General features: G+C 39.7%; 22 protein-coding genes. 21 read left to right on the plus strand and 1 reads right to left on the minus strand.

Features of this window, described 5'->3' with window-relative positions:
• The first annotated feature begins 640 nt into the window (after nt 1-640).
• The 14 genes from mioC (at nt 641) to G327_RS0118070 (ending at nt 13,357) form a co-directional block, all read left to right on the plus strand.
• The gene (mioC, locus tag G327_RS0118005; protein WP_019616203.1) at nt 641-1,105 is read left to right on the plus strand and encodes an FMN-binding protein MioC; all 465 of its coding nucleotides are present in this window, start codon (nt 641-643) and stop codon (nt 1,103-1,105) included.
• Between the two features lie 362 nt (nt 1,106-1,467).
• Complete coding sequence (mnmG, locus tag G327_RS0118010; protein ID WP_019616204.1) at nt 1,468-3,357, plus strand: tRNA uridine-5-carboxymethylaminomethyl(34) synthesis enzyme MnmG; 1,890 nt, start codon at nt 1,468-1,470, stop codon at nt 3,355-3,357.
• Between the two features lies 1 nt (nt 3,358).
• Nucleotides 3,359-3,982 (plus strand): 16S rRNA (guanine(527)-N(7))-methyltransferase RsmG, encoded by a 624-nt coding sequence (gene rsmG, locus G327_RS0118015; RefSeq protein WP_019616205.1) that lies wholly within the window; start codon nt 3,359-3,361, stop codon nt 3,980-3,982.
• 39 nt (nt 3,983-4,021) lie between these two features.
• Nucleotides 4,022-4,816 carry a ParA family protein gene (locus tag G327_RS0118020; RefSeq protein ID WP_019616206.1) on the plus strand — a complete coding sequence of 265 codons (795 nt, stop codon included), beginning with the start codon at nt 4,022-4,024 and terminating at the stop codon, nt 4,814-4,816.
• Nucleotides 4,817-4,828: 12 nt separating this feature from the next.
• Nucleotides 4,829-5,737, plus strand: coding sequence for a ParB/RepB/Spo0J family partition protein (locus G327_RS0118025; RefSeq protein ID WP_019616207.1), 909 nt, complete (start codon nt 4,829-4,831; stop codon nt 5,735-5,737).
• A 709-nt stretch (nt 5,738-6,446) separates the two neighbouring features.
• Complete coding sequence (locus G327_RS0118030; protein ID WP_019616208.1) at nt 6,447-6,845, plus strand: ATP synthase subunit I; 399 nt, start codon at nt 6,447-6,449, stop codon at nt 6,843-6,845.
• On the plus strand, nt 6,842-7,657 hold the full coding sequence (atpB, locus tag G327_RS0118035; RefSeq protein WP_019616209.1) for a F0F1 ATP synthase subunit A: 816 nt from the start codon (nt 6,842-6,844) through the stop codon (nt 7,655-7,657). The genes G327_RS0118030 and atpB overlap by 4 nt, the downstream gene beginning before the upstream one ends.
• Nucleotides 7,658-7,706: 49 nt before the next feature.
• A complete protein-coding gene (gene atpE, locus G327_RS0118040) occupies nt 7,707-7,964 on the plus strand; it encodes a F0F1 ATP synthase subunit C (protein WP_019616210.1) in 258 nt (85 codons plus the stop codon).
• A gap of 39 nt (nt 7,965-8,003) precedes the next feature.
• Complete coding sequence (atpF, locus tag G327_RS0118045) at nt 8,004-8,474, plus strand: F0F1 ATP synthase subunit B (protein ID WP_019616211.1); 471 nt, start codon at nt 8,004-8,006, stop codon at nt 8,472-8,474.
• Between the two features lie 11 nt (nt 8,475-8,485).
• Entirely contained in the window at nt 8,486-9,019 is a 534-nt protein-coding gene (gene atpH / locus G327_RS0118050; RefSeq protein ID WP_019616212.1) for a F0F1 ATP synthase subunit delta, read from the plus strand.
• Nucleotides 9,020-9,031: 12 nt separating this feature from the next.
• On the plus strand, nt 9,032-10,573 hold the full coding sequence (gene atpA / locus G327_RS0118055; protein ID WP_019616213.1) for a F0F1 ATP synthase subunit alpha: 1,542 nt from the start codon (nt 9,032-9,034) through the stop codon (nt 10,571-10,573).
• 48 nt (nt 10,574-10,621) lie between these two features.
• Nucleotides 10,622-11,488, plus strand: a complete 867-nt coding sequence (gene atpG, locus G327_RS0118060; RefSeq protein WP_019616214.1) for a F0F1 ATP synthase subunit gamma — start codon at nt 10,622-10,624, stop codon at nt 11,486-11,488.
• 36 nt (nt 11,489-11,524) lie between these two features.
• Complete coding sequence (atpD, locus tag G327_RS0118065; protein ID WP_019616215.1) at nt 11,525-12,922, plus strand: F0F1 ATP synthase subunit beta; 1,398 nt, start codon at nt 11,525-11,527, stop codon at nt 12,920-12,922.
• Nucleotides 12,923-12,937: 15 nt separating this feature from the next.
• The gene (locus tag G327_RS0118070) at nt 12,938-13,357 is read left to right on the plus strand and encodes a F0F1 ATP synthase subunit epsilon (RefSeq protein WP_019616216.1); all 420 of its coding nucleotides are present in this window, start codon (nt 12,938-12,940) and stop codon (nt 13,355-13,357) included.
• Between the two features lie 59 nt (nt 13,358-13,416).
• On the opposite strand, the gene G327_RS0118075 is transcribed toward G327_RS0118070, so the two are convergent.
• Nucleotides 13,417-14,484, minus strand: a complete 1,068-nt coding sequence (locus G327_RS0118075) for a methyltransferase (RefSeq protein ID WP_019616217.1) — start codon at nt 14,482-14,484, stop codon at nt 13,417-13,419.
• A gap of 393 nt (nt 14,485-14,877) precedes the next feature.
• Between G327_RS0118075 and G327_RS0118080 the strand changes: the two genes are divergently transcribed.
• Genes G327_RS0118080 through G327_RS0118110 form a run of 7 tightly spaced genes read left to right on the plus strand, consistent with a single transcriptional unit; the run spans nt 14,878 to nt 19,212 of the window.
• Nucleotides 14,878-15,600, plus strand: a complete 723-nt coding sequence (locus G327_RS0118080; protein ID WP_019616218.1) for a beta-ketoacyl synthase chain length factor — start codon at nt 14,878-14,880, stop codon at nt 15,598-15,600.
• Nucleotides 15,600-16,382, plus strand: coding sequence for a lysophospholipid acyltransferase family protein (locus G327_RS0118085; protein ID WP_019616219.1), 783 nt, complete (start codon nt 15,600-15,602; stop codon nt 16,380-16,382). Before G327_RS0118080 ends, G327_RS0118085 begins: the two co-directional genes overlap by 1 nt.
• A gap of 6 nt (nt 16,383-16,388) precedes the next feature.
• Nucleotides 16,389-16,646 carry a phosphopantetheine-binding protein gene (locus tag G327_RS0118090; RefSeq protein ID WP_019616220.1) on the plus strand — a complete coding sequence of 86 codons (258 nt, stop codon included), beginning with the start codon at nt 16,389-16,391 and terminating at the stop codon, nt 16,644-16,646.
• A 4-nt stretch (nt 16,647-16,650) separates the two neighbouring features.
• Entirely contained in the window at nt 16,651-16,908 is a 258-nt protein-coding gene (locus tag G327_RS0118095) for an acyl carrier protein (RefSeq protein WP_019616221.1), read from the plus strand.
• A gap of 3 nt (nt 16,909-16,911) precedes the next feature.
• Nucleotides 16,912-17,472, plus strand: coding sequence for a COG4648 family protein (locus G327_RS0118100; RefSeq protein ID WP_019616222.1), 561 nt, complete (start codon nt 16,912-16,914; stop codon nt 17,470-17,472).
• On the plus strand, nt 17,469-18,872 hold the full coding sequence (locus G327_RS0118105; protein WP_019616223.1) for an AMP-binding protein: 1,404 nt from the start codon (nt 17,469-17,471) through the stop codon (nt 18,870-18,872). Before G327_RS0118100 ends, G327_RS0118105 begins: the two co-directional genes overlap by 4 nt.
• Nucleotides 18,859-19,212, plus strand: a complete 354-nt coding sequence (locus G327_RS0118110) for a 3-hydroxyacyl-ACP dehydratase FabZ family protein (RefSeq protein WP_019616224.1) — start codon at nt 18,859-18,861, stop codon at nt 19,210-19,212. The genes G327_RS0118105 and G327_RS0118110 overlap by 14 nt, the downstream gene beginning before the upstream one ends.
• The last annotated feature ends 5 nt before the right edge of the window (nt 19,213-19,217 follow it).

The following is a 19,217-nucleotide window of genomic DNA, read 5'->3' on the forward strand; positions in this document are numbered from 1 at the left end:
AATTTGCACCTAAGTGCGACTCAATATTACTGACTAAAACTAAAGAACCTAAGTCCTTTTGTTATTCTGAATTAATGAATTAATTCGTGTGTCATTCTATTGATGTTGCCTTACAAGTAAGGTCTTTGATTTTTTGAAATCACATCAACACCCTACCGATGATTCGCAAGCGATTCATCTATCGGAGAAGCTTTGCAAGCAAAGACTTCTTGAATGTCCACACAGATTGTTTGATTAAATTGTTAAAGAGCGTGCCTTTCGGCGAGGTGCGTATATTACGTCACCAGCGAACTAAGTCAAGGTTTATTATTTAATATTTTATAAAGATAATTAATCCTTCTAAAATAAGAAACTTGTTTTAAACAACGTTTAACGCTTTTTAAAAACTCAACCCCTTTTATTCTCAGTCACCGGGTAACTTGCGTTGTGCCCCGTGTCTGTGGGGTCGCATTATAGGGATTAGAAGAGCATTGGCAAGTATTTATTCGTGTTTTTTTCGATAAATTGTCTGAACGAATAATTTTCAAACAATCTGCTGTTTTGTTCGGCAATTTCATCACCTTTCACTATTATTAGGTTACATAAATTCATTAATTGTATTTTCCCTATATAGTAGAAGTACATTTTATGGAGAAGACCAATGAGCAATATACAAATATTAGTAGGCAGTACATTAGGCGGTGCTGAATATGTGGCAGAAGCTATACAACCTTTGTTAGAAGAAGCTGGTTTTGACAGTGAACTTCATTTTGATCCGGATTTGAACAGTTTATCTTTACAACAAGATCAAATATGGCTGATTTGTATTTCTACTCATGGTGCCGGTGATTATCCGGAAAATTTCAAACCGTTTGTCGAACAACTGCAGCAGGTTAATGCACCTTTAAATGACGTTCGTTACGGTGTAGTTGGTATTGGGGATTCAAATTACGATACTTATTGTGAAGCTTCTAAAAATATTGATTTTTTATTAGAGGATATGGGAGCTGTTCGTTTAGGTGAACGTTTTGATATTGATGTTGCAGAACATCCAATACCAGAAGATCATGTTTTAGAATGGATCCCGATGTGGATTGAAGATCTAAACGATATTATTGAAGATTAATAATTTATTTACCCACAGGCTGTTGTGCATAAAGTATTTATAAGTGTTTAATTAGTTTTGTTTAAACATTGCATAAAGTTGTGGGTAATTCCTCCTGTGTATAACCCTGCAAAATATCCCAAGATTAACCCCGCTTAGATCCATTTTTGATCACACTTTAGGATCCAGGGTAAGATCCTGATCTTTAAATTAAAAAACACTTTTTACACAGAAACTCAATTACTTAATAAGTATAGTAATAAAAGATCTTTAAAGATCTATATATAATACTAATACTATTGATTTGATCTTATGTGTGTCTTCTTAGCTAGGAAAAAGGTAAAATCCTTTTTTTATTTATTAACTCTAGTTTTGGAAAACGAATGAATTACCACGAACATTTTGATGTAATTGTTATTGGCGGTGGCCATGCAGGTACTGAAGCAGCCGCTTCATCTGCACGTATGGGTATGAGTACTCTGTTATTAACCCATAATATTGAAACATTAGGTCAAATGTCATGTAACCCTGCTATTGGTGGTATAGGTAAAGGCCACCTGGTTAAAGAAATTGATGCTTTAGGCGGTTTAATGGCTAATGCTATCGACAAGGGGGGGATTCAATTCAGAACTCTTAATTCCAGTAAAGGCCCTGCAGTGAGAGCAACACGCGCTCAGGCAGATCGTCTTTTATATAAAGCTGCGATTAGAGAAAAACTAGAAAATCAAGAAAATTTAAAAATATTCCAGCAGGAAGTTGAAGATCTTATTGTTGAAAATGACCGTGTGACAGGCGTTGTTACAAAAATGGGCGTTAATTTTTCTGCAAAAACCGTTGTTTTAACTGTCGGCACATTTTTAAATGGTTTAATTCATATTGGTTTAAAAAATTATACTGGCGGTCGAGCTGGTGATCCGGCATCAATTGGTTTAGCTGAACGCTTAAAAGATCTTCCCTTACGTATGGATCGTTTAAAAACGGGTACTCCAGCGCGAATTGATGCGCGTAGTATTGATTTTTCTGTTTTGGAAACGCAGCATGGAGACAATCCCACTCCTGTATTTTCATTTTTAGGAAAGCGAAGCGATCATCCTAAGCAGATTCCATGTTATATCACCCATACTAATGAAAAAACGCACGATATAATTCGTAATAATTTAGATCGAAGCCCAATGTATTCTGGTGTAATCGAAGGGATCGGACCTCGTTACTGCCCTTCTATTGAAGATAAAATAATGCGTTTTGCGGATAAAAACTCACATCAGATATTTGTTGAACCGGAAGGGTTAACAACGCATGAAGTGTATCCTAACGGTATATCTACGAGTTTACCGTTTGATGTTCAAGTTGATTTTATTCGTTCTATGAAAGGTTTTGAAAATGCCTTTATTACTCGTCCGGGTTACGCGATTGAGTATGATTATTTTGATCCCCGAGATCTTAAATCAACATTAGAAAGTAAGTATATTGACGGTCTGTTCTTTGCAGGACAAATCAACGGAACTACTGGTTACGAAGAAGCAGGAGCTCAAGGTTTATTAGCTGGAATGAACGCAGGTTTGATGGCGCAAGACAAAGAAGGCTGGTGTCCTAGACGAGATCAGGCTTATCTTGGTGTTCTGGTTGATGATCTGTCAACGCTTGGCACAAAAGAACCATACCGTATGTTTACCAGCCGTGCTGAGTACCGTTTATTATTACGGGAAGATAATGCCGATGCGCGTTTAACAGAAAAAGGCCGTGAACTTGGACTTGTCGATGATATTCGCTGGAAAGCATTTAGTGATAAACAAGAAGCAATTGAAACTGAACTGCAGCGCCTAAAAAATCAATGGGTTAACCCAACATCAGTTAATGCTGAGCAGATTAATGCTTTATTGAAAAATCCGATGCAGAGAGAAAGCACGCTTGAAGCTATGATTCGTCGTCCAGAAGTCACTTATGATGGTTTAATGTCAGTAGACGGATTAGGGCCGGCAATAGAAAACCTGCAGGCGGCTGAGCAGGTTGAAATTAAAATTAAGTATCAAGGTTATATCGATCGTCAGTTAGATGAGATCGAAAAACTAAAACGTCATGAAGATACTCTGCTGCCGAACGATCTTGAATACTCTGATATTAAAGGCTTATCAAATGAAGTTACTGCCAAACTAAATGACATAAAGCCTGAAAATATTGGACAAGCCTCAAGAATATCAGGTATAACTCCAGCAGCTATATCTATCTTGTTGATTTATCTAAAAAAGAACGGTTTAAGACGTAAGGTTTTATAAAATGAGTTTGTTACAGCAATTACAACATATGCTTGAAAAAACTGATATTGAAGTCTCTGAATTTCAACAAAATCAGTTGGTACAATTAGTAGAATTATTGAATAAATGGAACAAAGCGTACAATCTCACTTCTGTAAGAGATCCTAAGCAAATGCTTGTCAAACATATAATGGACAGTATAGTTGTATCTCCGTACCTGCAGGGTGAACGCTTCATTGATGTTGGTACAGGCCCCGGTTTACCTGGGCTGCCTCTGGCAATTTTAAATCCAGATAAGCAGTTTGTCTTATTAGACAGCTTAGGAAAACGTCTGCGCTTTATTCGTCAGGTTCTTCTGGAGCTTGGTTTAAAAAATGTAACCGCAGTACAGAGTCGAGTTGAAGAATATCAGCCGGAACAGAAGTTTGATGTTGTTCTTAGTCGAGCATTTGCTTCACTCCAGGATATGCTTTTCTGGTGTAAACATTTACCAAATGAAAACGGTCATTTTTTAGCACTGAAGGGACAGTTTCCTGAACAGGAAGTTGCTAATTTAGATAAAGATTTTGAATTCATTGAATCTATCTCTTTAAACGTGCCGGATCTTGAAGGTGAGCGTTGTTTAGTTAAAGTGAAGCGTATTTAAACATTAGTATTAATAACTTAATTTATAAGTAGGTTTTTTGTGGGTAGAATAATTGCAATCGCGAACCAGAAAGGCGGAGTTGGCAAAACAACGACCTGTGTCAATTTAGCAGCCTCTATGGCCGCAACAAAGCGCAAAGTGTTAGTGATTGATTTAGATCCGCAAGGTAATGCAACTATGGGCAGCGGTATTGATAAGTACGATGTTGCCCATACCGCTTACGATCTGCTTATTGAAGAGCTGCCGTTAGATAAAGTTGTCGAAACTGAAACTTCCGGCGGTTATGATCTGGTGGCTGCTAATAGTGATGTTACGGCTGCTGAAGTTAAATTAATGACCTTTTTCTCACGTGAAACGCGATTGCGCAGTGCATTAATCGATTACAAAGATAAATACGATTATATTTTCATAGACTGCCCTCCTTCATTAAATATGTTAACTGTTAATGCGATGACAGCTTCTGATTCTGTTTTAGTACCAATGCAGTGTGAATATTATGCATTGGAAGGTTTAACAGCCCTAATTGATACGATCAGTAAATTAGCTTCTGTGGTGAATTCGGATCTGAAGATAGAAGGTATTTTACGTACCATGTACGATCCCCGTAACCGCCTCTCTACAGATGTATCGGATCAACTCAAAAAACACTTTGGTGAAAAGGTCTATAGAACCATTATTCCACGTAATATCCGGCTTGCTGAAGCTCCAAGCTTCAGTACTCCTGTTATGTATTACGATAAATCATCAACCGGCGCTAAAGCATATTTAGCATTAGCTGGCGAGATCTTACGTCGTGAAGAGCAGCTAGAACAAACCAGCCTGGAAACAGTTTAAATAGGAATTCTCATGTTAGGGAAAAAAAGAGGTTTAGGTAAAGGGCTTGATTCTTTACTTAGCAGCAGCACCGTTAACCGTAAAAAGCAGGTGTCTCATGATTTTAATGCTGAAAAAACCCAACAATTAGTTGATGATGTTAAAGGCGCGCTGACGGATCTTGGTATTGAATGTCTGCATGGTGGTAAATATCAGCCTCGACGCGATATGTCTCCGCAGGCACTTGACGAATTGGCTAATTCAATTCGTGCCCAGGGGATTATCCAGCCGATTGTGGTTAGAGAAACCGGTCATCAAAAATATGAAATAATCGCAGGTGAAAGACGCTGGCGTGCCGCGAAAATTGTCGGCCTCGAAAATGTCCCGTGTTTGATTAAAAATGTTGAAGATGATGCAGCTATTGCTATTGCATTAATTGAAAATATTCAGCGTGAAAATTTAAACGCGATGGAAGAAGCAATTGCATTAAAGCGGCTTTTAGAAGAGTTTGAATTAACTCATAGTGAGGTCGCAAAAGCGGTTGGTAAATCGCGAACAACGGTCAGTAATTTACTACGTCTAAATAATTTAAATGACGATGTAAAAGTCCTGCTGGAACATGGTGATATTGAAATGGGCCATGCTAGAGCACTACTGGGTTGTGAGGGGCCGATGCAGTCAGATCTTGCAAAGATAGTTGCCGCAAAGTCATTAACGGTTCGTGAAACAGAACGCTTGGTGAAAAATGCGTTAAACCCCAAGCCGGTTAAAGAAACTGCCTCGCCTTGTGCGAAAGAGGAGCAGATAATTAATACCCTGCAGAATAAATTTGGATTAGCGGTAACGACTAAACCGGGTAAAAAAGGTGCCGGTAAACTGGTTATTGATTATAAAACGCTAGCTGATTTAGATGTATTGCTGTCGATTATTGAACAAAACTGAGCAATAATTTTAAACTCCTGCTCATACTCTGCGAAACTCTACTGTTAAATATTACCTGAAAATGCCTTATTTAAGGGGAATTTAGAATATTCCCCTAATCCAAAACAACATATTTTGTTAACGATTTTTTACTTAATGCCTGTGATTATTATTCTATTGCTCTAGCTCACATTTTTTATTGCGCTTAATAAATAAACTCCTTTGAATTATTATCCTGGTGTCTGTAAAGACCCTTGCTGCAAAAGACCTGACAGTTTATTCTGCAGAAAATCAGCATGATAATCATTGAGTCGTTAACCTGCTAAATAAGCTCCGTTTATCAGCTTCTGGCAGCTGCTTGGTAAATATAATTGACCTTTTTACTGTTGATAAAATGTGTAATAAATACTCGGAAAAACTGGAAATTAATTACATCTAGTTTGTGCTTTGAATTGGTTTGGTAGTGATAGTTAATCTAGATCAATAAAACACCCTGCTTTTCTTGTGGTTTTATTACGTGAGGTGTAATTTATTTTCATGATTGCTCAATAACAAATTAACCTTTCATAAAAACGTTATTTTGTTAACACTATAACTAACTTATCTGGTCATTTATTGCATTGATCGGCTTTGTCGGTATACTTTGCGCAATATTTTTAATCTGTGTCATAGAAGTAGTTAATAAAAAACATCTTATTTGGCGCAGGCTGAAAAATAAAAGGAAATCATAATGGTCGATAAACTAGCAGTTAAAAGTCAGAGAGCCGGGCTGAAGTTAGTGCGCTTTCAATTTTTGCTGGTGCTTCTTCTTGCACTGATTTCAACAGTCGTTTTTTCTGCTAAGCCTGGTTACTCAGCTTTAGCTGGAGGAATGACTTATGTGCTCCCTAATGTAATATTTGTTTTAATGACTTTTGCACATGTAGGTGCTAGTAAATCAAATATGATCGTTAAGGGGTTTTTCGCAGGGGAGGCAATCAAGCTTTGTTTTACTGTGGTTCTCTTTGTTGCATTTCTGTATTTCACAACTTTATCTTTAAGTTCGTTTTATACGGCGTTTGCAATATTAGTTGCCTCACAGTGGCTGGCGCCTTTCTTTTTTCAACAACAACAACGGGATCACAAATGACTGCTGCTGTAACTGCAACCGGTTATATCCAACATCACCTTACCAATGCACAAATGTGTATGGCGGACGGTGGCATAGCATTTAACCATGCTTGTGCGGATGCTGGATTTTGGACTTGGCATATTGATTCATTGCTATTCTCTGTTGGCTTAGGTGTGTTTTTCTTAGCAATCTTTTATATGGTTGGGCAGAAAGCAACAACGGGGGTTCCTGGAAAACTTCAATGTTTAGTTGAAATGACCATCGAATTCATCGATAACTCTGTTAAAGGATCGTTTCACGGTCGAAGTAGCGAAGCTGTCGCTCCATTAGCTCTTACTTTATTCGTTTGGATACTTCTAATGAATTCGTTTGATCTAATACCTGTTGATTTTGTACCTGAAGCTGCATTACGCATATTAGGTGTTCCTTACCTTAAAATTGTACCAACAACTGACTTAAATATTACTTTTGGTTTATCACTAAGTGTATTTGCGATGATTGTTTTTTACAGTATTAAGATCAAAGGATTATCTGGGTTTGTAAAAGAACTTACCTTCCAGCCATTCAATCACTGGACAATGATTCCATTTAATTTAGTTTTGGAACTTGTTACATTGATTGCGAAGCCTATTTCGTTAGCGCTTCGTTTGTTTGGTAATCTGTATGCTGGTGAGTTGATATTTATCCTGATAGCATTAACCCCTTGGTGGACCCAGTCCGCACTTTATGTGCCGTGGGCAATCTTCCATATACTGGTTATTTTCTTACAGGCCTTTATTTTCATGATGCTAAGTGTTGTATATCTCAGCATGGCGCATGAAGATCACTAATTTTTACACTATTTAATTTTTAAATAACTTAACTATCTCGGAGAAAAAAATGGAAACTGTTATTGGATTTACTACGCTGGCTGTTGCTTTCATGATCGGTGCTGCTGCATTTGGTACGGCAATTGGTTTTGCACTTTTAGGCGGTAAATTTTTAGAAGCTTCTGCCCGTCAACCTGAAATGGCTCCTGCTCTTCAAGTTAAAATGTTCATCGTAGCTGGTCTACTAGATGCTATCTCTATGATCGCGGTTGGTGTTGCACTTTTCTTTGTATTTGCAAACCCGTTTGTAGGCTTACTAGCAGCATAACTAACAGTTCCTAATTAACTATATTATTGAGGATCGGTTATGAATATAAATGCCACTCTAATAGGCCAAGCAATAGCATTTGCTTTGTTTGTTTTGTTCTGCATGAAGTACGTGTGGCCGCCATTGATTGCTGCTATTGAAGAGCGACAAAAGAAAATTTCTGACGGTTTAACGCAAGCTGAACGTGCCGGAAAAGATCTTGAGTTAGCTCAGGCTAAATCAATCGAACGATTAAAAGAAGCAAAATCTCAAGCTGCTGAAATCGTTGAACAAGCAAACAAACGTCGTGCTCAAATCGTTGAAGAAGCGAAAATGGAAGGTGAAGCCGAGCGGTTAAAGATCGTTGCCCAGGGTGAAGCTGAAGTTGAAAGTGAACGTAGTCGTGCTCGTGAAGAGTTACGTCAACAAGTATCTGCTCTTGCGATTGCCGGTGCCGAGAAAATTATTAAACGTTCTATTGATAAAGAAGCGAACAGCGACATTATTGATAAATTGGTTGCTGAACTATAAGGAACGAGCTTATGTCTGAATTGACTACCGTAGCTCGCCCTTACGCAAGAGCTGCTTTTGAACTTGCTGTTGAAAATGACAATATTAAAGCCTGGTCTGAAATGTTGTTATTTGCTGCTGAAGTTGTTACTAACCCGACAGTTGAAGTTATATTAAGCAGCACGAAAACAGCGCAAGAGCTAGCCGATTTATTGATTAATATCTGTGATGACAAGCTTGATAAAAGTGGTCAGAACTTAATTAATCTAATGGCTGAAAATGGACGTTTGAGTGTTTTACCTCGCGTAGCTGAACTCTATGCCGACTTAGTTACTGAACATAATCAAGAAATTGACGTTATCGTTGTTTCTGCTTATGCATTAGCTAAAAAGCAAAAAGAAGAGTTGAGCAAATCGTTAGAAAAACGTCTCGCACGAAAAGTAAATCTTAATTGTAGTATTGATAAATCCCTAATTTCCGGAATGGTAATTACTGCGGGTGATTTAGTGATTGATAGCACTGCTAGCGGTCAGCTGAATCGTTTATCTGATACTTTACAATCTTAATGGGAAATTGGCATGCAACTGAATTCCACTGAAATTAGCGATCTTATCAAGCAGCGAATTGAAAAATTCGAAGCGGTAAGCGAAGCGCGTAATGAAGGTACAATCGTTTCTGTAAGCGATGGTATTATTCGCATCAACGGCCTTGCTGAATGTATGCAGGGTGAGATGATCGAATTACCAAACGGCAGCTTTGCTATGGCACTTAACCTTGAGCGTGACTCGGTAGGTGCGGTAGTAATGGGGCCTTACCGTGATCTTAAAGAAGGCGAGAAAGTTAAATCAACTGGTCGTATTCTTGAAGTTCCTGTAGGTAAAGGTCTTTTAGGTCGTGTTGTAAACACTCTTGGTGAACCTATTGATGGTAAGGGCCCGATTGAAAATGACGGTTACTCTCCAATAGAAGTAATTGCTCCGGGTGTAATCGACCGTAAATCTGTTGATCAGCCGGTTCAAACGGGCTGGAAATCAATCGATTCAATGATTCCAATCGGTCGTGGTCAACGTGAATTAATCATCGGTGACCGTCAGGTAGGTAAAACGGCTATCGCGATTGACGCAATCATTAACCAAAAATCAACCGGTTTATACTCAATCTATGTTGCAATCGGGCAGAAAGCCTCAACTATTGCTAACGTAGTACGTAAACTTGAAGAACACGGTGCATTAGAAAATACCATCGTTGTTGTAGCATCTGCTTCTGAAGCGGCTGCTCTGCAGTACCTGGCGCCTTATGCCGGTTGTTCAATGGGTGAATACTTCCGCGACCGCGGTGAAGATGCACTGATTGTATATGATGATCTTTCTAAACAGGCTGTTGCCTACCGTCAGATTTCACTACTGCTTAAACGTCCTCCAGGTCGTGAAGCATACCCTGGTGACGTTTTCTATCTTCATTCTCGTCTTCTTGAACGTGCATCTCGTGTAAGCGAAGTTTACGTTGAACAATTCACTAAGGGTGAAGTGAAAGGTAAAACCGGTTCATTAACGGCATTACCAATCATCGAAACGCAGGCGGGCGATGTATCTGCATTCGTACCTACTAACGTAATCTCTATTACCGATGGTCAGATCTTCTTAACGACTGAACTGTTTAATAGTGGTGTTCGTCCAGCGGTTGATCCGGGTATTTCTGTATCACGAGTTGGTGGTGCGGCACAGTGTAAAGTAATTAAAAAACTGTCTGGTGGTATCCGTACTGCACTAGCTCAGTACCGTGAATTAGCGGCGTTTGCACAGTTTGCATCGGATCTTGATGATGCAACACGTAAACAGCTTGATCATGGTAAAAAAGTAACTGAATTAATGAAGCAGAAACAATATGCTCCAATGTCAGTTGTTGAACAGGCGTTATCACTATTCGCTGCAGAGAAAGGATATCTTAACGATGTCGATGTAGAAAAAGTTTTAGACTTTGAAGCATCACTTATCTCTTATGCTAAAAATGAGCATGCTGAGTTCTATGCTCAAATTAATGAAACTGGTGATTACAGCAAAGATATTGAAGGACAGTTCAAGGCTATCTTGGAATCTTTCAAAGCGACGCAAACCTGGTAATTAGTTAACGGCTCAGGTCGTTAATTAAGCATTAATTAGGAGCTAGAAATGGCCGGCGATAAAGAAATTAGAAATAAGATCGCGAGTGTTAAAAACACTCAGAAGATCACTGGCGCCATGGAAATGGTTGCTGCATCAAAGATGCGGCGTGCGCAGGAGCGTATGTCTAGCACTCATGCTTATGCTGAAACTATGCGTAAAGTGATTGGTCATATCGCACTTGGTAAACTTGAATACAAACACCCTTATGTCGAAGAAAGAGAGATAAGACGTGTTGGTTATATTGTCATTTCAAGTGATCGTGGTTTATGTGGCGGTTTAAATATTAACTTATTTAAACCGGTTATTGCCGCAATGCAGGAACACTCGCAAGCGGGTGTGGAAGTTGATTTAGCCGTTATCGGTTCTAAAGCAACCGGATTCTTCAATGGCTTAGGCGCTAATGTAGTTGCTCAAACCTCTGGTTTGGGTGATGCACCAACCGTTAATGATTTAATCGGTTCGGTGAAAATTATGCTAGATGCTTATGATGAAGGCAAAATCGATCGCTTATATATAGTGAACAATAAATTCATTAGTACCATGGTACAAGAACCGTCAGTTGATCAGTTATTACCTCTGCCTAAAGCAGAAGATGACGAAGAAGTGTCTACACACCTATGGGATTATATCTACGAAGGTGATGCAAAGGTTATCCTTGATGCATTATTAATTCGTTATGTTGAATCTCAGGTTTACCAGGGTGTTGTAGAGAATTTAGCATGTGAGCAGGTAGCTCGAATGGTTGCAATGAAAGCTGCAACTGATAATGCTAATGACTTGATTGACGAGTTACAACTTGTTGCCAATAAAGCACGTCAAGCTGCAATTACTCAGGAACTTTCTGAGATTTGCGGCGGTGCTGCTGCGGTATAAGCAAATTAACAAATTTATGATTTTAGAGGATCAGAGATGAGTACAGGTAAAATCGTTCAGATTATCGGTGCTGTTGTGGATGTTGAATTCCCACAAGATGCTGTACCGAATATTTACAGTGCGTTGATCGTGACTGAAAAGAATCTAACAATGGAAGTACAGCAGCAGATCGGCGGCGGCGTTGTTCGTTGTATCGCTATGGGGGCTTCTGAAGGTTTGAGTCGTGGTCTAGAAGTAACTGATACAAATCAAGCTATCACAGTACCTGTTGGTACGGCTACATTAGGCCGTATTATGAATGTACTGGGTGAGCCGATTGATGAATGTGGTGATATCGGTGCCGATGAGCATTACGAAATTCACCGCGCTGCGCCTTCTTACGAAGAGCAGTCGTCTTCTGTTGATACGCTTGAAGTTGGTATCAAAGTTATCGACTTAATCTGTCCATTCGCAAAAGGTGGTAAAATCGGCCTATTCGGTGGTGCAGGTGTTGGTAAAACAGTAAACATGATGGAGCTTATCAATAACATCGCATTAAAACATTCAGGTCTGTCTGTTTTTGCCGGTGTTGGTGAGCGTACTCGTGAAGGTAACGATTTCTACTTTGAAATGCAGGAAGCCGGCGTTGTTAACGTTGAAAAGCCTGAATTATCAAAAGTAGCAATGGTTTACGGTCAGATGAACGAGCCGCCAGGAAACCGTTTACGTGTTGCCCTGACTGGTTTAACAATGGCCGAGCGTTTCCGTGATGAAGGTAAAGACGTTTTACTATTTATCGATAACATCTACCGCTACACACTAGCCGGAACTGAAGTATCAGCTCTACTAGGCCGTATGCCTTCAGCCGTTGGTTACCAGCCGACACTTGCTGAAGAGATGGGGGTTCTTCAGGAACGTATTACATCGACTAAGACTGGTTCGATTACATCTATCCAGGCGGTATATGTACCTGCCGATGATTTAACGGATCCGTCTCCTGCAACAACCTTTGCTCACTTAGATGCAACAGTTGTATTATCTCGTAACATCGCATCGCTAGGTTTATACCCTGCAATCGATCCGCTTGATTCTACTTCTCGTCAGCTTGATCCGCTGGTAGTTGGTCAGGAGCATTATGATGTTGCCCGTGGTGTTCAAGGTATTCTGCAGCGTTATAAAGAGCTGAAAGACATCATTGCAATCCTAGGTATGGATGAGCTTTCTGAAGAAGATAAGCTTGTTGTCGCACGTGCTCGTAAGATTGAGAAATTCTTAACTCAGCCTTATCACGTTGCTGAAGTATTTACTGGTCAGCCAGGTACTTATGTATCACTTAAAGACACATTAGCTGGCTTTAAAGGTCTGATTGCCGGTGATTACGATGATATACCTGAGCAAGCTTTCCTATACGTAGGTACTGTTGAAGAAGCAGTAGAAAAAGCAAAAGGCTTATAATAACCGGAGGTTACTATGACTAAAGCGATGACCACACATTTGGATGTTGTAAGTGCGGAAAAGTCTCTGTTTTCAGGACGTGTTTCGCACCTGCAGGTATCTGGTCAAGAAGGTGAGTTAGGCATTATGCCTGGTCATACCCCTTTATTGACGCCGATTAAACCAGGAATGGTTAAATTGGTTAAACAACATGGTGCTGAAGAAGTCATTTATATCTCTGGTGGTTTTCTTGAGGTTCAGCCGGGCGGTGTAACCGTACTGGCTGATACTGCTATTCGAGGTGAAGACCTGGATCTGGCAAAAGCTGAAGAAGCTAAACGTTCAGCTGAAGAGCAGATTTCAAATCCTGGTCAGGATGTAGATTACGCTCTTGTTACTGCTCAGCTTGCACAAGCTATTGCACAACTGCGTGTTATCAAGTTAATCAGAAAGTGATTATTTAACTTTTTGCAAAAAGGCGCCCTGCGGGGCGCCTTTTTTTTGTCTATTTATTTTTATGCTGTTTTTAATTCCAGCAGTGTATGGCCAAGACCGATATCATCGGTACGTTTAGCTACCTCAAACCCAGCTGCTTCAACAATCTCTAGAAAGTCTTCACTGCGGTAAAAGCGGCTGTTGCCGTTAGCTAAACAAGTAAAGTATAACGAGGTTGCATTAAGGCTTAGCGTGGCCGCATCATAACGCTGCGCATCCCAGAACAATTCTAGAATATAAACACGGGCATTACTGTGCATTGCTTTACGAACACGCTGTAAAATACTTAATATTTCCATTGGCGAGAAGCAGTCTAAGAACTGACTCATCCACCAGGCGTCGGCACCTGTCGGTAATTCCAGGGTTTTATCTAACATATTGGTAGGATGGCCTTTAATACGATCAGCAACCCCCTGTTCTTTAGCGTTTTTCATTGCCATTTCGATCTGTTGAGGCAGGTCGATAATGGTCATCTCAACATCTTTATCGTAATTAACACACTGCAGAGACCATTTTCCGGTATTGCCGCCGATATCAAAAATAGACTTAGGTTTATGCTCAAATACTTTTTCTAGTAAAACGGGGAAAGAGCGGTCTGAATAGAAGTGATCGAAGTTAAACCAGCTTTCTTTAGCTTTTTCCGGTAAGCGGGACAGACCTTCATAAATAGTCGGCCAGTCACCTAACTCTTTAAGACCTGCTGGTGTCCCTTCTTCAATTGCTTCAGTTAGATGCATCATAGCTGCATAACAGACATCTGCTGTGAAATCTAAATTAGCACGCGTCATGCCGTCGTGTAATAAAAAGTAGCCTAACTTAGCGATGACATAATTTGGACTGTTCCAGGTAACAATATGGGCACTTAATGCCATATCTAATAATACTTTAACGCCATATTCAGATACGCCGGATTTTTCACTGATTTGAACTGCATTAAGGCCTTCACTTTCAGCTTTGTCTAATACTGCTAAAATACCTAAATCACGTAACGTTCGTGCGGTATGAAAGATAATTGGAGAAAATGCCAGTTTTTGTGCTTCTGTTTTTGCTTCAAGAGCAGTAAACGGGTCGTTTGTATAATCAGTCATTGAGTAACCTGTTGAATCCATATGCTAAGGGGTTATAACGTTATGTTTATAGGTGAACAATATCTAATACAGCATCATTATTCACTGTCTAGGGGAAATGTTATGATTAATTTTTGCTTTTCCTGATAGGGGAATAGGCAGCCGTATAGAAATAACATCTTTATTCCAGCGGGCAAGATTAACATCATAATATTAAAAAGGATATTATCGGCCCTGATAACGAAACTAATAAATGTATTTGTATGATAGAAAACAATAACAAATAGTTTGCTCTTTAAATAGCTAAACAGTGATAACTGTTTAATGTTAAAATAGCATGTAGAATTCGAAGTAAATATAGCGCATTGATTGTGTTATTCTTCTATTTAACAAAATATAATATAGTAAAAACAAATGGATTTTATTAATTTTAATATCACAAACTGGTTCGCGATCTGCCCTGGTATTGCAGGGCAGAAAAAATGGCATGAACAGGTAAATAAGCAGCCTTTATGCCTAGGAGTGCTTAATGAAACCCCTGTTAATCTGATTCCGGCAATGATGCGCCGACGCATGAGCTCATTAAGTAAACTGGCAGTACAGACAGCCATTCAGTTATCGCAGCACAGGCATACCGATTATATCGTGTTCGCCAGCCGTCATGGTGAACTAACTAGAACCGTTAAATTAATTGAAGATATCCTTAGCGGTGACGATGCTTCTCCAATTATGTTCTCGCAGTCGGTACATAATACAGCTGCCGGATTATTTACTATCTCAGCCAAACAGCCCGTGCCTGTCTGCTCTCTAGCTGCTGGTGAAAATACCCTGCATAGTGCACTTCTTGAAGCCGCCTGCTATTTACAGGAACATCCGGATCATAATGTGCTCGTGGTTAATTTTGATGAACCTCTGCCTGATCCTTATCTGGCATTTGAAAAGGCTGAGCATCAGGGCTTTGCTCTGGGGGTGTTATTAAGCGGCGGCGATCAGTTCAAAATCAAAGCAGTAAAGCAGGAAACGCTTAGTGAAAGCAGCTGCCCTCAAGCTTTCAGCTGCATTGATTATTTACTGAGTCAACAGAAAAATATTTCTATCAGCGGTAAAAAAACAGCCTGGTTTTGGGAAAAAAACTGATGAGCCTGAGTGAAAAAATCAATAAAATATGGCGAATTTTTGCAACCGGTTTTTGTTTCGTCCTGTTTGGAACAGGCGGCCTGGCTTTAACTTTTATTGTTTTTCCTTTATTAACTTTTTCATTAGAAAATAGTAAAAAGCGAGAGCTAAAAGTACAAAAAATAATTCAGCGTTCATTTTATCTGTTTTGCGAAACAATGCGTATTAGCGGCGCGATTGATTATAAATTTGCTGATGCTGAAAAGTTAAAAAATGATCAGAATTGTTTGATTGTTGCTAATCACCCTAGTTTAATTGATTATGTATTGATTACTTCCCGATTGGGGCAGTGTGACTGCTTAGTTAAACAAGCAATCTGGCATAACCCTTTTATGAAAGGCGTTGTGAAATCTGCTGGTTATATTCCGAATAAAGACCCTGAAAATTTACTTGAAGACTGCTCTAAACGACTTGAAGACGGCAATGTTCTGCTTATATTTCCAGAGGGAACAAGAACAACGCCGGGGAAAAAGTCAACATTACAGAGAGGTGCTGCGCAGATAGCTGTGAAAACAGAAACAGACCTTCGCATTGTACACATTAAGGTTACACCTTCATTTTTAACTAAAGAAAAAAAATGGTACCAAGTGCCTGACAGCCGACCGTTTTTTCATGTCGAAGTGAAAGATAAAATTTCAATACAGCCGTTTATTGAAGAAAGCAGTTCTCCTTCAATTGCGGTTAGAAAGTTAAATAAACATTTATATGACGTGCTTTTAGCACCGGAACAAAAAACTGAGTAGGTATTAATGGAACAGTTACACATCGAATTAAAAAAATTAATCATTGATGCGCTATATCTTGAGGATATGAGTGTTGACGATATTGAAACAGAAGCTCCACTGTTTGGTGAAGGTTTAGGGTTAGACTCAATTGATGCCCTAGAGCTGGGGTTGGCGATTAAGAAACAGTACAGTGTTGTTATTGATGCCGATGATACACAGACACGAGAGCATTTTGCATCTGTTGCAAATTTAGCAAAATACATTTCAGCAAATAAGGCTTAATAACATGACTGAATTAAATAAAGATGAAATCTTCAGCCAGGTCCAGGGAGCTTTAGTTGAACTGTTTGAGCTTGATGCTGCAGATATTCAGCTTGAAACTAAACTATATCAGGATCTTGATTTAGACAGTTTAGATGCTGTTGATTTAGTCGTTCATTTACAAAAGCTTACCGGTAAAAAAATCAAACCGGAAGAGTTTAAAATGGTACGTACGGTTGATGATGTAGTTAATTCTGTTGTTGAACTGCTGCAGGAAAAATAAATAGTGAAACTGCTGACGATATTGTCGGCAATTGTTTTATTGGCTTATCCATTTGCGGTTTATTACGGCTTAAATCAATGGGGAGTTGGAACAGTTGCAGCAGTGCTCGGTGTGTTATTTATTCTGCGTATTATCGGCGGTAATAAAACCCGTTTACGTGAATTAAAATATATTGCCTGGGTAAGTGGTGCAATGGGGCTTGTTTTAGCGCTGCTTGCAATAACCTTTAAAGATACCAGCTGGTTCACTTATTACCCTGTTATCGTCAATATGCTGATGCTTACTTTATTTGCCTCCAGTTTATGGCAGAAGGAGAGCATGGTTGAACGTTTTGCCCGTCTTCAGGAACCTGAACTGCCTGATTATGCGGTAAGTTATACCCGCACTGTCACTAAAGTCTGGTGTCTGTTTTTTGTAATTAACGGCTCTGTTTCTTTGCTGACCAGCTTTATATCACTTGATATATGGACCCTGTATAACGGCTTAATTAGTTACCTGCTGGCTGGTTCTCTGTTTGCTTGTGAATTTCTGGTTCGTATTTATATTAAAAGAAAAAATGAATGAGTTTTAGATCTCTTAAAAATGTACTGCTGAGTGGCAGATATGATCAGCAGATAGTTTCTTTTTCAGCAGAAGAAACTATCTGCTGGGCACAGTTATTATCTGACATAAAAGCATTAGCGATTAAACTTCGCCACTCTGATAAAAAAAACTGGGCTGTCTGCTGCGAGAACAGTTATCTCTTTTGTACGGCTTTTTTTGCTGCCGTTTATGCCGGTAAGAATATTATATTACCCGGCAATCATCAGCCGGCAATGCTGCAGTCTCTGGCTGAACACTTTGACGCTATTATACATGACGGACTAGTTGCGGCTGACTTTAGCAAGCAGCAGTTAATACTGCCTTGTACAGATAAGCAGTCGAACTGCCGCCAGCCGTTTTCAGAATTAGATCTGCAGCAGGTAAAGATTACTCTGTTTACTTCCGGCTCAAGCGGTCTGCCGAAAGCGATCAATAAGTCATTATTAATGTTAGACAATGAAATAGCCCAGCTTGAACTTGTCTGGGGCGAACTGCTTGGCGGCTGCAGTATTGTCAGTACTGTCTCTCATCAGCATATATACGGGCTGTTGTTCCGCATTTTATGGCCTTTATGTGCAGGACGGGCCTTCCAGTCTAATGATCTGGTTTATCCCGAGCAGGTGTTAGCCGGTGCGGATAATAACTGCACCCTGATCAGCAGTCCGGCATTATTAAAACGTTTACCGCAGGATAAGCAAAGCAGTGCTTACCGTGCTGTTTTTTCATCTGGCGGTCCGTTAAATACTGAAGCTGCAGAACAGTGTAATCACTTGTTTAGTCAGTATCCCTTTGAGGTGTTCGGCAGTACAGAAACCGGAGGAATTGGTTACCGTCAGCAGCTGCAGGCTGATACCGCCTGGCAATTTTTTCCAGGAATATCAGCCCAGCTTGTTGAAGGCGGATGTTTAAGTCTAAAGTCTCCATGGATTGATCCGCAAAGGTGGTACCAGACCAGCGATCAGTGTGAATTATTCGAAAATAATCAGTTTATTTTGAAAGGCCGCGTTGATCGAATTGTTAAAATTGAAGAAAAACGAATTTCATTAGTTGAAGTTGAACAGCGCCTTAATCAACTTGAGTGGATTGATGAGAGTGTCGTACTGGTCGTTGATGATATCCATCGTCTGAGTTTAGGAGCTGTTATTAAGCTTAGTGCACAGGGGAAAAACAGTATACAGGCGCTTGGAAAAGGAAAGTTCTGGATAAAGCTTCGTCAGGCTTTGCGTTTGTGGCTTGAGCCAGTCGGTATTCCTAGACACTTTCGTGTAGTGAGTGAAATACCGGTAAATAATCAAGGCAAGCGCCTGCACAGCGAAATAGCACAATTATTTGAAAACGAACAATTCAGTCAAGAAAATGGAATAAAAAATGTCTCAACGTAAAGCGACCATTATTGATCAGCAGATTTTAGACAATAAAGTTATTTTAACCTTACACGTTGATGCTGATATTACTGATTTTGAAGGCCATTTTCCAGGCTATCCAATACTGCCCGGTGTGACGCAGATAGACTGGGCTATTTATTACGGCAAGAAACTTCTAAACAGCGGTACTCGTTTTGCAGGTATGGAGGTGATTAAGTTCCAGGAGCCTATTCTGCCTAACAGTGTTGTTTTGTTAACGCTGACTTTGGATGCGAACAAACAAAAACTGCATTTTGCTTACAGCTCTAAAAACAGCCGGCATTCATCCGGCCGTATCAAATTACTTGCAGACGAGTAAGGGCC

The organism is Psychromonas ossibalaenae ATCC BAA-1528, from assembly GCF_000381745.1.
In the GTDB taxonomy this organism is placed as follows: Bacteria; Pseudomonadota; Gammaproteobacteria; order Enterobacterales; family Psychromonadaceae; genus Psychromonas; species Psychromonas ossibalaenae.